Source organism: Robertkochia flava (assembly GCF_020166515.1).
GTDB classification, from domain to species: domain Bacteria; phylum Bacteroidota; class Bacteroidia; order Flavobacteriales; family Flavobacteriaceae; genus Robertkochia; species Robertkochia flava.
Genome location: NZ_JAINZT010000002.1, coordinates 620158 through 632945 on the forward strand (window position 1 = coordinate 620158; position 12788 = coordinate 632945).

Below are 12788 nucleotides of genomic sequence, written 5' to 3' on the forward strand. Positions count from 1 at the left end.
TAATACGCTTTAGTTATGAATATTCCATCTGATTTAAAATATACCAAGGATCACGAGTGGGTAAAGATCGAAGGTGATGTGGCTACCATTGGTATAACCGATTTTGCGCAAAGTGAGCTTGGTGATATCGTCTATGTTGAGGTTGAAACCGTAGATGAGGAGTTGGAAAGAGAAGAGGTGTTCGGTACCGTTGAGGCGGTTAAAACCGTATCTGATCTGTTCCTTCCCCTTTCTGGCGAGATCATCGAATTCAATGAGTCCCTCGAAGAGGAGCCAGAAAAGGTAAACACAGATCCTTATGGAGACGGGTGGATGATTAAAGTGAAAATTACAGATACCGCAGAGGTGGATGACCTTCTGAGCAGCGACGACTACAAAGAGCTGGTGGGTGCTTAAAAAACACAGGTATCTTATAGCAGGAGCCATTTGGCTGCTCTCGGTAGCGGTGGCCAGTCTGATATCTGTAAGCTTTATCCCAAAAGTAGATTTGGGATTTACCTACATGGATAAGCTGGTACATGCTGCCTTTTATATGATTGCAACATTTTTGCTTTATTTGCACTTCCGGAATTCGGAGAATAATCGTATTTTATATAAAATTGGTGCCTTTTGTTTCGTGTATGGAATGGTTATTGAAGTGCTTCAATACGCGCTCCCATACCGAAGGGCATTTGAATGGGCAGATATGCTGGCCAATGCCACAGGAATCGTTTTGGCTATAGTGCTGATAAAGTTTGCTTTAGCGCCTGAGCGAAGGTGAAAGGTAAATTTTAGTTGCAATTAATGTGAATAAATAATTAAATTAGCGAACATAAACACAAAGAACCTATGGAACCGAAAAAGAATCCAAAAGCGGATCTGACGAGAAATAGCGGACTCTACTTCGCGATTGGACTTGCTGTAGTGCTGTTTGTAACTTGGCAGGCAATTGAATGGAAGACCTACGAAAAGCAGGAGAACTTCGAATACACTATGGATGTAGAAGAACTTCTGGATGAGGAAGTGCCGATTACAGAACAGATAAACACTCCACCACCGCCACCACCACCAGCTGCTCCCGAAGTTATCGAGGTTGTAGAGGACGAGGAAGAAGTGGAAGAGACCATTATCGAGTCAACAGAAACCGATCAGGAAGAAGAGATCGTGGAGGTTGAGGAGATCGTTGAGGTGGAAGAAGAGGTAGCTGTAGACGTTCCATTTACGGTTATTGAAGATAAACCCATGTTCCCTGCTTGTAAGGATGTGCCAAAGAATCAGCAATTCCAGTGTTTCAAGGAAAACCTTGATAAGCACGTAAGAAAAACTTTCAGGTATCCGGAGATTGCCCAGGAAATGGGAATTCAGGGTAGGGTTTATGTGAACTTCCGTATCAATAAAGATGGTACGATCACCATTCTTAATACCCGTGCTCCCGATAAGTCTCTGGACGAGGAAGCTAGAAGGATAATCAATAAGTTGCCGCAGCTTATTCCAGGGAAACAGCGAGGAAGACCAACTCCTGTAACCTTTGCTTATCCAATCGTGTTTAAATTGAACTAAGAGAAGTTTCTATAATATATTTAAAGCCCGGACATTGTTCCGGGCTTTTTCTTTTAATATAATCCGGCGTGGGGCCTCGCTGTCTTTTATTTAAAGGGATGTATTCTTTGTTAGGCCTTTCTTTTATGAAGCCTTACAGGCAGGATTGTGGAGCCTTTGTTGTTTAAGATGAGTTTAAAGATGGATCCGCAGGATGGTGAAGTGGTCGTAACCCTTTAGTGATGTGACTTTTCAGGGATGCTGATTAAAAGCTTAAACCATTGCATAGAAAGCTTTTGTACGTTATCTTTGCACCCCATTTTACGAAGATTACATGAAGACCGCAATTAATACCGCAGCAAAGACCAGGAGCTTGCCTTTGGCATTTGCAGATTTTAAACAGCTAACCAAGGCAGGGCTTGCGTTTAGTGTGGTGTTTTCTTCTTTAGCGGGCTATATGCTTGGGGCCGACAGGCTGGATCTTACCGTAATTATGCTGCTTGCAGTAGGGGGGTATTTCATGGTTGGGGCTTCCAATGCTTTTAATCAGGTTATCGAAAAGGATTTGGATGCGTTGATGAAGCGAACCCGCAAAAGGCCGGTACCTTCCGGACGTATGTCTGTCTCACTGGCTCTTACGGTGGCTGTGATTTTTACAGTGCTTGGAGTGATAACACTGTATGTGGTGAATCCCAAGACTGCCATGTTTGGAGCGCTGTCCATCTTCCTGTATGTTTGTTTGTATACCCCTTTAAAGACAAAAACACCCCTGGCGGTGTTTGTGGGGGCTTTCCCCGGGGCTATTCCCTTTATGCTGGGTTGGGTTGCTGCAACGAACGATTTTGGTATAGAACCCGGAACTCTTTTCATGATCCAGTTTTTCTGGCAATTCCCGCATTTTTGGGCAATAGGCTGGATGCTCGATGATGATTACAAAAGAGCGGGCTTTAAAATGTTGCCTACAGATAAAAAGGATACAGCTACCATTGTACAGATCATTATGTACACGTTTTGGATGATCCTTGCATCCATATTTCCTGTAACCGGGCTTACCGGTACGCTTTACCTGAGTGTGCCTGCCGCGGTGATCATCTTTATCCTTGGAGTAGGGATGCTGCTGTTTGCCTTTAAATTGTATAGTAAAAGAGATAACCGTTCTGCAAGACAACTTATGCTGGCCAGTGTGTCCTATATCACACTTATGCAGATCGTTTACGTAGCCGATAAATTCTTATAATTAATGGATCTTACTGACGGAAATTTTGAACAAAAGAATGCCAGGGCAAAGAAAATGATGCTTTGGTTTGGAATGATAAGTATTGCGATGATGTTCGCAGGCCTCACCTCGGCCTATGTGGTGAGTAAATCCCGCCCGGACTGGCTTCAGGATTTTCAGATCCCTGTAGCATTTTATTACAGTACCGTTGCCATCCTGATGAGCAGCCTTACCTTTTATCTGGCCGGAAGCGCGATCAGGAATGAACAGCACAACAAGGCAGGTGCACTCTTGTGGGGTACCCTGGGGCTTGGTCTGGCATTCGTGTATCTCCAGTTTGCTGGATTCTCGGAGGTGATCGAGGCAGGGTATTATTTTACGGGAATGGAAAGTACAGTAACCACTTCCTTTCTCTATGCAATAGTTTTTTCACACGTGGTTCACGTGTTTGCGGGACTTATCGTCCTTCTGGTGGTAATTTATAATCATTATAAAAAGAAATACGGTCCGACTCAAATGCTTGGTTTCGAGCTGGGAGCTTCCTTCTGGCACTTCCTTGATTTTCTTTGGGTCTACCTCATTTTCTTTTTCTATTTCTTTAGATAAATAAAAACCGTAAATTTGACAAATTTTTTAAAACAGATTACTTAACAACGTATATGGAAGCTACTGTTACAACAGCTACTGAAGAAAAAGTTTGGAGTGGAGGGAATGAACCTCTGGGCGCGAGCTATGGGAAAATGATGATGTGGTTTTTCATCGTTTCGGATGCCCTGACCTTCTCAGGGTTTCTTGCAGCTTATGGATTCTCAAGATTTAAATTTATTGAAACCTGGCCTATTGCAGATGAGGTGTTTACTCACTTCCCATTCCTGCACGGGGTTGATGCTCCTATGTATTATGTGGCATTGATGACCTTTATCCTTATTTTCTCCTCTGTAACCATGGTTTTGGCTGTTGATGCCGGACACCAGATGAAGAAGACCAAGGTAACCTGGTATATGCTTCTTACCATTATTGGAGGTCTTATCTTCGTTGGTTCTCAGGCCTGGGAGTGGAAAAACTTCATTAAGGGAGAGTACGGTGCTGTTGAACTTAAATCAGGAAGAATCCTTCAATTCCTTGACGGTACTACCGGAGAAAGGGTAGCGCTTTCTGAGTTCGCTGTTCCTGTGGCTTCAGACCGTGTGGAACACGAGGAAAAAGACGGGATCTGGTTTGTTTCAGACGGAGGTCTGCCTACCTATTCCCTGGAGGAAGTAAAGGCCGGATTTGCCGCCAATAAAAACCTGGTAGTAAGAACAGAGCGTCTAACTGCAGAAGGTAAGAAAACGGTGCTTTCAAGAGCAGAATCTGAAGAAAGGCTGGAGCAGGCTGTTATGGTAGTGGAAGGTGCGAACCTGGTGAGGAATGAATATGGGAACAGATTGTTTGCAGACTTTTTCTTCTTTATTACCGGATTTCACGGTTTCCACGTATTCTCTGGTGTAGTACTTAATATCATTATTTTCTTTAATGTAATTATGGGTACCTACGAAAAAAGAGGGCATTACGAAATGGTGGAAAAAGTTGGATTGTACTGGCACTTTGTAGACCTTGTTTGGGTATTTGTATTTACATTCTTCTATCTGGTTTAAAAACTTATTGATCGCATAAAAATGGCACACGCACACGAATCGAACACATCAAGAATCTGGACAGTATTCATTATTCTGTCTGTTGTTACTATAGTAGAAGTTGCATTAGGTATTGTGAAGCCGTCATGGTCTATGGCTCCCATCCTGGGAATGAAAATCCTGAACTGGATCTTTATCATCCTTACCATTGTTAAGGCCTATTACATTGCCTGGGCGTTCATGCACCTGGAAGGTGAAAAGGGTAGTTTCCGATGGTCTATTGTATTGCCACTTCTGATATTAATTCCTTACCTGGTATTTATACTGCTGGTGGAAGGGAATTACATCCACGATGTTTATGCAGAAGGCTTTGTTTCATGGGACTTCTAAAACATACAATCTCAATGTAAAAGGCGGTTTTTCAACCGTCTTTTTTTATTTTTGTGCTCAGAAAAAAAGCCTCGATGAAAAAGTATATTGTCCTTGGAATATTATTTGTGCTGCCTATCGTAGTTTATATGTTCTTTGCTTCCGGGGTAAATAATTTCGGGAAGCTTCCGGTTTTACATGAGGGCGTCGTGGCTCCCTCCGGAAAAGGAGTTAGTTTTGAGAACAGCATTACCATTCTTGGCTTTCCCGGGGAAAACCTGGAGTTGAAGAAAACCAATGTGTTTAATCTTAACCAAAAGATCTACAAGCGTTTTAATGGTTTTGAAGACCTGCAGTTCATCATGTTGCTTCCGGAAGGTACCGCAAACCAGGTGGAAGCGTTGAAGGAGGAGCTTGGCCGTATCTCTGATGTTTCCAATTGGAATTTCATAGCATTACCCGAGGCAGAGATTCAGGCTGTGTTTAACAGTCTTGGAACTCCGCTCAGCCTGGATAAGCATATGGGTTGTGACCAGGTTTTTATTATAGACAAGAAGAACCGGTTGCGAGGCAGGGATAAGGACGATAACGATGAGCCGCTTTACGGCTATGATGCCACCTCTGTTGCGATCATTAATAATAAGATGGTTGATGATGTTAAGGTGATCCTTGCAGAATACAGGCTTTCTTTAAAAGAAAATAATGAGGGTGCTCCCAGGGGCAGAAACTCCATTCTTAAAAAAGTGAACACTAATGAATAAGAAGTATCTCTGGTTAATCGTGGTAATTGTTGTATTCGGATTCATTTTTGTACCGGATATCCTGGACCGGCTGAAGTCCGGACAGGTAGTTGATGCCGACCGTCATAAGATCGGGGTTAAAACAATTGAGGAAAGCGACCTGGTGCAGATCGGGAAGGTGCCCGAATTTGAATTTGTCGATCAGGTTGGAGATACTATTTCCAGCAAGGATTACTCCGGGAAGGTCTATGTGGTTGAATTCTTTTTTACAACCTGCCCTACCATATGCCCGGTGATGACAACCAATATGCTCACGCTCCAGGAGGCTTTTAAGGATCGCAAGGATTTTGGGGTAGCCTCCTTTACCATAAACCCGATGAATGATACTCCAGAGGTCCTGCAGGACTATGCCGAGAATTATGGGATAACCCATCCTAACTGGCACCTTCTTACAGGGGAGATGGATAAGATCATGGAATTATCCAATACCGGTTTTAATATGTATGCCGGTACCAACCCAAATGTCGATGGTGGATTTGAACATTCCGGGATGTTTGCCCTCATCGATAAGAATGGCATGATCAGATCCCGTAAGGATCAGTTTGGGAACCCGATCGTTTATTATGACGGAACTACCGAAGAAGGGGTTGAGTTAATAAAGCAGGATATCAGAACCTTATTAAAGCAATAGTATGGATACAACGCAAAACAGCCTGGAAAAGAAATACAATAAATGGATCTGGATACTATCCATTGTTATTCCGCTAGCTGTGGCAGTGCTCTTCAGGGTTCGCATCCCGAATGTGGAGCCGCTGAGTTTTCTGCCTCCTATTTACGCTACCATTAACGGTATTACAGCGTTGTTGCTGGTAGCTGCGGTAGTAGCCATTAAAAAAGGCAGGAGAACCACCCACGAGCGCCTTATGAAGGTGTGTATCGGTCTGTCGCTTGCTTTTCTGGTGATGTATGTCGCGTATCATATGACCTCAGACCCCACTCCTTTCGGAGGAGAAGGTACGGTGAGGTATATGTATTACATCCTTCTGGTGAGTCATATCATCCTCTCAGTAGGGGTGATTCCTTTGGTGCTGATCACCTTTGTAAAGGCGCTCTCTGCGCGATTTGACAAACATAGAAAAATTGCCAGGATCACTTTTCCGATCTGGTTGTATGTTGCTGTAACCGGGGTTGTGGTTTACCTTATGATTGCTCCGTATTACCAATAGAATACTGTTAGTGAAAATGAAATATATACTTCTCGTTCTGGTGCTGGTGTTCCTTTTTCTTCCGGCGGATGTCCTGGCTCAATGTGCCATGTGTCGGGCCGTTCTCGAAAGCGGAGAAGAGCAGGAGGTGGCCAAAGGTTTGAATAATGGTATCATATACCTGATGGCAGTTCCTTATGTTTTAATAGGGGCCCTGGGTTATATCATCTACCGGAAACTGAAGTGATTCACCTTTATGTTGGCAGTTTTAACAATATATTAATAATATCATTGTAACAAATGCCGGTCTCGAAAGTCTTACATGGTGGACCCTTATGGGTATGTTAATAATATTTACAGTTCAAATTGAGCTGTTAAAATACACTAACCATCATGATCGAGATTAAAGACCTGCACAAGTCTTACAAAATGGGCAGTAACAGCCTGCATGTTCTAAAGGGAATTAACTTTTCCGTAAAAGAGGGGGAGCTGGTTGCTATCATGGGGTCTTCGGGCTCTGGTAAATCTACCCTGCTGAATATTCTTGGGATGCTCGATGGGTACGATTCGGGAACCTATCACCTGGACGGTGTCCTGATCAAGGATCTGAATGAGACCAAAGCTGCCAATTACCGCAATAAATTTCTCGGATTTATTTTCCAGTCTTTTAACCTGATCAACTACAAATCGGCCTGGGAAAATGTGGCCCTGCCGTTGTATTATCAACGGGTAGGACGCAAGGAACGCAAAGAACGCGCGATTCATCATTTAAAAACCGTAGGTCTTGAACCCTGGGCTGAACATTTGCCCAGTGAATTATCCGGAGGTCAGAAGCAAAGGGTGGCTATAGCAAGGGCAATGGCTGCAGAGCCTAAGGTGCTCCTCGCAGATGAGCCTACCGGAGCCCTCGATAGTGTGACGTCTCATGAAGTCATGGCGCTGATCCAGCGCATCAACGACGAAGGAAGAACCATCCTGGTGGTAACCCATGAAGAAGATATTGCTCATATGTGTAAGCGTATCGTTCATTTAAAGGATGGGGTGATTGTAAGTGACTCTGTTGTTGAACAGCATAGATTAGAGGCCAATGTTTAACCGGGACCGCTGGCAGGAGATCTTTGATACGATCAAAAAGAACAAACTGAGAACCTTTCTTTCAGGGTTCACAGTGACTCTTGGAATTCTCATTTTTACCGTCCTTTTTGGAATGGGTAATGGTTTGAAGAATGCCTTTATGGAATTTTTCATGGATGATGCTACAAATACTTTCTTCATTTTTGGCGGGCGAACTACCGAGCCTTACCGGGGTTTTAAACAAGGCAGGCGTATTCAGCTACACAATGACGACGTTGAGGATATTAAAAAGGATTTTGCTTTTTATCTGGATTATATTACCCCAAGAATCAATCGCCGAAATCTTGTTAAATACCAGGGCGAAAGCAACACCTATAGTCTAAGAGGGGTGGGGCCTGCGCACAGGTTGAATGAAAAAACGATTATGATGAAGGGTCGCTATATAAATGAGAGTGACCTAGAGAAAAGTGCTAAAACAGCTGTAATAGGCCGATTGGTGGAACGTGATCTTTTTGGAAAGGATGGAGATGCCATTGGGGCGTATATAGATATTGGAGGTATTGCCTATAAGGTAGTTGGTGTGTTCCAGGATGACGGAGGTGATAATGAAGAGCGATACATTTATATGCCATATACCACCATGCAATTGGTAGAAAAGGGGAATGATGAAATAGACAATATCATCATCGGATATGATTTGGCCATCGGCTATCAAGGGGCTATGGCCTTTGAGAGGTCACTTTCGAAGTATCTTAAGGATAAGCATAATGTGGCACCAGATGACCGAAGCGGAATATTTATAAGGAACCTGGCCGATATTGTACAGCAAAATATGATGTTCGCCAACGTCATTCAGTTAGTAGTATTACTTGTGGGTATAGGCACTCTGATCGCCGGGGTGATAGGAATTAGTAACATCATGGTATTTGTAGTAAAAGAACGAACCAAAGAACTAGGAGTGAGAAAGGCTCTTGGAGCTACCCCCTGGTCAGTGATCGGCCTGGTGTTACAGGAATCTGTTTTCATTACTGCTATAGCTGGTTATATAGGATTGTTTGTTGGAGTACTTATACTTCGCTCTATTGGCGATAGCCTTAAAGACTATTTTATAGTGAATCCTTCGGTAGGCGTTGGCACCCTTGTTGGTGCAACCGTCATTCTGATATTTTTCGGGGCTCTTGCAGGTTACATTCCTGCCAGAAGAGCAGCCCGTATTAAACCAATTGTAGCATTAAGAGACGAATAAGATGTTCAGATTTATATTTGATAAAGACACCTGGCAGGAAATATGGGGCTCCATAAGCAAGAATAAGGTACGTACGGTAATTACGGTGATTGGAGTGCTTTGGGGAATCTTCGTCTACATTGCCTTGTCAGGAGCTGCCAAAGGCCTGGACAATGGTTTTGAAAAGGAGTTTCAGGATATTGCCAGTAACAGTATGTTCATTTGGGCACAAAGCACCAGTATGCCCTATAAAGGTTTTAAGATCGGGAGAAGTTACAACCTTCGTACCGGTGATGTGGAGGCTTTAAAGAATAAACACCCGGAGATCCAGTTTATAGCCCCAAGAAATGTTCAGGGAGTTTTCGGGGGAGAGCCACCTCAGGTAGTTAGAGGATTTCGCACAGGGACCTATCGGGTATTTGGAGATTACCCTGTAGTTGACCGGGTAGCCAAAAAGAAAATTTATGAAGGAGGGCGTTTTCTCAATGATGATGATATTAAATACGACCGCAAGGTAGTGGTGATCGGCGAAAAAGTTCGCGACGAGCTTTTTTATAAAGATGAGGAGGCTGTTGGAGGTTTTATCAAGATAGGGAGCATTTATTTTCAAGTCATCGGAGTGTATAAGATCAACAACTTCGGATTTGAAGGTGACGACTCCATTTTGATGCCTTTTACCACTTACAAGAGAGTATACAATATGGGCGATCTTGTGGGTTGGATGGTAGTAGCGGCATATGATGATGTGGATATTGTTGCTCTTGAGGAAAAGGTGAAAGGAACGATCAAAAAAATGCACGATATCCATCCTGATGATGAACGTGCCGTCGGCGGATTCAATCTTGGAGAGGAATTCGGTAAAATTAAGGGTTTTGCAAAAGGTATGAACCTGCTTTCTTTGGTGGTTGGTTTGGCAACCATTATTGCAGGGGTGATCGCCATTGGGAATATTCTGTTGATCTCTGTGAAAGAAAGAACAAGAGAGCTGGGTGTTCGGCGCGCACTTGGAGCTACCCCCAGAGAGGTGAAGGCGCAGATCCTGCTGGAATCAGTATTTCTTACTGTTGTAGCCGGTATCATAGGAATCATTCTCGGTGCCGGAGTATTGGCCCTTATCCAGGCATTGTTACCGGAAGACGGAGACTTTCCTTATACCAATCCAACCGTACCTATACCTTTTGTGCTGGGTGCCCTGGTAATCATGGTGGTTCTTGGAACACTCATCGGACTAATACCGGCGCAAAGAGCAGTAAGCATTAAACCTATTGATGCATTAAGAGAAGAATAATTTGTAACGAAAACTAAATACCTAATTCAAATAAAATGAAAATTGTCAAATATTTAGGAATAGCCATATTGGTGATCGGTGCCCTGGGAGCGGCAGCATTCTTTATAAAATCGAATGCCAAATCGCCAATAACCTATGAAACGGAAACGGCCTTCAAAACCGATATAGAAGAGAAATCGGTAGCTACAGGAAAAGTGATCCCTAAAGAGGAGGTACTCATTAAACCTCAGATCTCGGGAATCATCGATAAGATTCTGGTTGAGGAAGGCGATCAGATCAACGCCGGAGACCTTATCGCCCGTATCAAGGTAGTTCCTAATGAACAGGCTTTAATGAGTGCCAGAGGTCGGGTAAGCAATGCAGAAATTGCTTTAAGAAATGCCAAAATTGAATACGAACGAAACAAGACCCTATTTGATCGTGGGGTAGTATCAAGTCAGGACTTTCTTACCATTGAGCTGCGCTACAACCAGGCGGTTCAGGAATTGCAAAATGCCAAGGTAGACTACCAGATCATCAGAAGCGGATCTGCCGGTGGAGAAGCCACGGCTAATACCAACATCAGGGCTACCATTTCCGGGACTATTCTTGAGATCCCTGTTGAAGAAGGATTTCAAGTGATCCAGGCTAATAACTTCAACGATGGAACTACGATAGCAACCATTGCTGATATGAGCAGAATGATCTTTGAAGGACAGGTAGATGAGGCCGAGGTTGGAAAGCTGGAGCTGGGAATGCCACTGGAGATCAGCCTGGGGGCTCTTCAGGAAGAAAAGCTTTTTGCCGATCTGAAATTCGTTGCGCCGAAAGGCGTGGAAGAGCAGGGAGCCGTTCAGTTTAAGATCGAAGGAGATATTAACCTGGACAGTATTGATGTTTTTATCCGTGCCGGCTACAGCGCCAATGCCTCTATGATCCTGGAAAAGAAGGACAATGTTCTGGCAATAAAGGAGGCTCTGCTGCAATACGACAAGGAGACCGACGATCCTTACGTGGAAGTGCAGACCGGAGAACAGGAATTCGAACGCAGAGATGTTGAGTTGGGAATATCTGACGGAATAAACGTAGAGATTCTTTCCGGAATTGATGAAAATGATAAGATCAAGGTGTGGAATAAAACTGAGCCTTTAAAGAGAAAAACTGACGACGACGCCTAATACCTAAACAGGAGAACTATGAAACTAAAGAATTACCAGAGGCTGCTTTTTGCATGTATTGCCCTGGCGGGTATCAATATTACCCTGGCCCAGGAAAAGGAGTGGACCCTCAGGGAATGTGTGGAATATGCGATCGAAAACAATATTACCATTCAGCAATTTGAACTGGACCTGGAAAATGCGGATATCGACAGAAGCGATGCCATCGGGAATTTTGTTCCTTCCTTAAACGCCAACTCCAATCTGGGGTTCAGTAAAGGTTTAACTATTGACCCGACGACTAACAATTTCGTTACCGAAAATATCACCACAGCAAGCGGAAGTATTTCCTCCCAGCTTACACTATTTGACGGGATGCGGAATTTTAACCAGGTGAACAGGGCCAAACTCAATTCCCTTTCTGCCAAATATCGTCTGGAAGGAATGAAGGATGACATTAGCCTGTCTGTAGCCAATGCCTACCTAAATATTCTGGCCAACCGCGAAACCCTGAATACGTTCAGGGCACAGTACAGGGCAACAGAGCAGGACCTGGCCCGTACCCGGGAACTGGTGGCCAATGGAGTGCTGCCAGAAGGAGACCTGCTGGAGATCGAATCGACCGCTGCAACCCAGGAGCAACAGATCATTAACGCCGAGAATAATGTATACATCGCGCGGATTAACCTGGCCCAGTTGCTTCAGATCACCGATTATGAGAATTTTGACGTGGTGGATGAAGGCTATATGATCCCCGATTCAAACATTCTTGAGTATAGTGCCGGTGAGATCTATGAGAAATCCCTGCAGGTACTCAATAATATCAAAGCTTCTGAAGTGTCTATGGAACTGGCCGAGAAGGATCTTCAGATCGCTAAGGGAGCAAGATATCCCACCCTTGGTGCGAGCATGAACTACAATACGCGTTACAGTGAGCTCAATGTGGATGATAACTTCAATACCATTCCGTTTGTAGACCAGCTTTGGCTGAATGATGGAATCTCGTATGGGTTCGGATTAAACATCCCTGTGCTGAACGGATTTAGCGTGAAGAATAATATAGAACGAAGACGTATAGCGCTGGACAGGCAAAAGCTGCAATACGAAGCCGATAAGCTGGACCTGGAAGCCAATGTTAACCAGGCCTATGTAGATGTTAAAGGTTCCTTCAAGTCGTATGAGGCCGCCACCAAGACGGTCGAAGCAAGAAGGCTGGCATATGAATATGCCAAGGAGCGGTATAATGTAGGGCTTATGAACAGCTTCGATTTCAGCCAGGCCCAGGCCCGGTTGGATAACGCGGAGGCGGAATTGATCCGCGCTAAGTACAATTACATCTTTAATCTTAAAGTATTGGAATTTTATTTTGGGGTGCCTTTGGATGAATTGTAATTTTGCAAT

General features: G+C 43.9%; 16 protein-coding genes. All 16 read left to right on the forward strand.

The annotated features are described in order from the left end of the window. The first annotated feature begins 15 nt into the window (after window positions 1-15). Window positions 16-396: a glycine cleavage system protein GcvH gene (gcvH, locus tag K7R11_RS03125; protein ID WP_224488579.1), complete on the forward strand. Its 381-nt coding sequence runs from the start codon at window positions 16-18 to the stop codon at window positions 394-396. Beyond that, entirely contained in the window at window positions 389-760 is a 372-nt protein-coding gene (locus tag K7R11_RS03130; RefSeq protein ID WP_224488580.1) for a VanZ family protein, read from the forward strand. Before gcvH ends, K7R11_RS03130 begins: the two co-directional genes overlap by 8 nt. A gap of 68 nt (window positions 761-828) precedes the next feature. Continuing rightward, window positions 829-1539 (forward strand): energy transducer TonB, encoded by a 711-nt coding sequence (locus tag K7R11_RS03135; RefSeq protein ID WP_224488581.1) that lies wholly within the window; start codon window positions 829-831, stop codon window positions 1537-1539. Between the two features lie 313 nt (window positions 1540-1852). Further along, a complete protein-coding gene (gene cyoE, locus K7R11_RS03140) occupies window positions 1853-2755 on the forward strand; it encodes a heme o synthase (protein ID WP_224488582.1) in 903 nt (300 codons plus the stop codon). Between the two features lie 3 nt (window positions 2756-2758). Next, the gene (locus K7R11_RS03145; RefSeq protein WP_224488583.1) at window positions 2759-3340 is read left to right on the forward strand and encodes a cytochrome c oxidase subunit 3; all 582 of its coding nucleotides are present in this window, start codon (window positions 2759-2761) and stop codon (window positions 3338-3340) included. 53 nt (window positions 3341-3393) lie between these two features. Further along, window positions 3394-4371, forward strand: coding sequence for a cytochrome c oxidase subunit 3 (locus tag K7R11_RS03150; RefSeq protein ID WP_224488584.1), 978 nt, complete (start codon window positions 3394-3396; stop codon window positions 4369-4371). Between the two features lie 21 nt (window positions 4372-4392). Beyond that, window positions 4393-4740, forward strand: coding sequence for a cytochrome C oxidase subunit IV family protein (locus K7R11_RS03155; protein ID WP_224488586.1), 348 nt, complete (start codon window positions 4393-4395; stop codon window positions 4738-4740). A 74-nt stretch (window positions 4741-4814) separates the two neighbouring features. After that, complete coding sequence (locus K7R11_RS03160) at window positions 4815-5480, forward strand: hypothetical protein (protein WP_224488588.1); 666 nt, start codon at window positions 4815-4817, stop codon at window positions 5478-5480. Further along, the gene (locus K7R11_RS03165) at window positions 5473-6150 is read left to right on the forward strand and encodes an SCO family protein (protein ID WP_224488590.1); all 678 of its coding nucleotides are present in this window, start codon (window positions 5473-5475) and stop codon (window positions 6148-6150) included. Before K7R11_RS03160 ends, K7R11_RS03165 begins: the two co-directional genes overlap by 8 nt. Window position 6151: 1 nt before the next feature. Further along, entirely contained in the window at window positions 6152-6685 is a 534-nt protein-coding gene (locus K7R11_RS03170) for a DUF420 domain-containing protein (RefSeq protein WP_224488592.1), read from the forward strand. Window positions 6686-6701: 16 nt separating this feature from the next. Next, on the forward strand, window positions 6702-6911 hold the full coding sequence (locus tag K7R11_RS03175; RefSeq protein WP_224488594.1) for a hypothetical protein: 210 nt from the start codon (window positions 6702-6704) through the stop codon (window positions 6909-6911). Between the two features lie 146 nt (window positions 6912-7057). Beyond that, the gene (locus K7R11_RS03180; protein ID WP_224488596.1) at window positions 7058-7759 is read left to right on the forward strand and encodes an ABC transporter ATP-binding protein; all 702 of its coding nucleotides are present in this window, start codon (window positions 7058-7060) and stop codon (window positions 7757-7759) included. Continuing rightward, window positions 7752-8984 carry an ABC transporter permease gene (locus K7R11_RS03185; protein WP_224488597.1) on the forward strand — a complete coding sequence of 411 codons (1233 nt, stop codon included), beginning with the start codon at window positions 7752-7754 and terminating at the stop codon, window positions 8982-8984. The genes K7R11_RS03180 and K7R11_RS03185 overlap by 8 nt, the downstream gene beginning before the upstream one ends. A gap of 1 nt (window position 8985) precedes the next feature. Continuing rightward, entirely contained in the window at window positions 8986-10251 is a 1266-nt protein-coding gene (locus K7R11_RS03190) for an ABC transporter permease (protein WP_224488598.1), read from the forward strand. Window positions 10252-10286: 35 nt separating this feature from the next. Further along, window positions 10287-11408: an efflux RND transporter periplasmic adaptor subunit gene (locus K7R11_RS03195; protein WP_224488599.1), complete on the forward strand. Its 1122-nt coding sequence runs from the start codon at window positions 10287-10289 to the stop codon at window positions 11406-11408. 18 nt (window positions 11409-11426) lie between these two features. Continuing rightward, window positions 11427-12779, forward strand: coding sequence for a TolC family protein (locus K7R11_RS03200; protein WP_224488600.1), 1353 nt, complete (start codon window positions 11427-11429; stop codon window positions 12777-12779). The last annotated feature ends 9 nt before the right edge of the window (window positions 12780-12788 follow it).

Excerpts from the sequence above, each read along its gene's own strand:
- gcvH (WP_224488579.1), top strand. The coding sequence starts at position 16 with ATGAATATTCCATCTGATTTAAAATATACCAAGGATCACGAGTGGGTA.
- K7R11_RS03135 (WP_224488581.1), top strand. The coding sequence starts at position 829 with ATGGAACCGAAAAAGAATCCAAAAGCGGATCTGACGAGAAATAGCGGA.
- cyoE (WP_224488582.1), top strand. The coding sequence starts at position 1,853 with ATGAAGACCGCAATTAATACCGCAGCAAAGACCAGGAGCTTGCCTTTG.
- K7R11_RS03145 (WP_224488583.1), top strand. The coding sequence starts at position 2,759 with ATGGATCTTACTGACGGAAATTTTGAACAAAAGAATGCCAGGGCAAAG.
- K7R11_RS03150 (WP_224488584.1), top strand. The coding sequence starts at position 3,394 with ATGGAAGCTACTGTTACAACAGCTACTGAAGAAAAAGTTTGGAGTGGA.
- K7R11_RS03155 (WP_224488586.1), top strand. The coding sequence starts at position 4,393 with ATGGCACACGCACACGAATCGAACACATCAAGAATCTGGACAGTATTC.
- K7R11_RS03160 (WP_224488588.1), top strand. The coding sequence starts at position 4,815 with ATGAAAAAGTATATTGTCCTTGGAATATTATTTGTGCTGCCTATCGTA.
- K7R11_RS03165 (WP_224488590.1), top strand. The coding sequence starts at position 5,473 with ATGAATAAGAAGTATCTCTGGTTAATCGTGGTAATTGTTGTATTCGGA.
- K7R11_RS03170 (WP_224488592.1), top strand. The coding sequence starts at position 6,152 with ATGGATACAACGCAAAACAGCCTGGAAAAGAAATACAATAAATGGATC.
- K7R11_RS03175 (WP_224488594.1), top strand. The coding sequence starts at position 6,702 with ATGAAATATATACTTCTCGTTCTGGTGCTGGTGTTCCTTTTTCTTCCG.
- K7R11_RS03180 (WP_224488596.1), top strand. The coding sequence starts at position 7,058 with ATGATCGAGATTAAAGACCTGCACAAGTCTTACAAAATGGGCAGTAAC.
- K7R11_RS03185 (WP_224488597.1), top strand. The coding sequence starts at position 7,752 with ATGTTTAACCGGGACCGCTGGCAGGAGATCTTTGATACGATCAAAAAG.
- K7R11_RS03190 (WP_224488598.1), top strand. The coding sequence starts at position 8,986 with ATGTTCAGATTTATATTTGATAAAGACACCTGGCAGGAAATATGGGGC.
- K7R11_RS03195 (WP_224488599.1), top strand. The coding sequence starts at position 10,287 with ATGAAAATTGTCAAATATTTAGGAATAGCCATATTGGTGATCGGTGCC.
- K7R11_RS03200 (WP_224488600.1), top strand. The coding sequence starts at position 11,427 with ATGAAACTAAAGAATTACCAGAGGCTGCTTTTTGCATGTATTGCCCTG.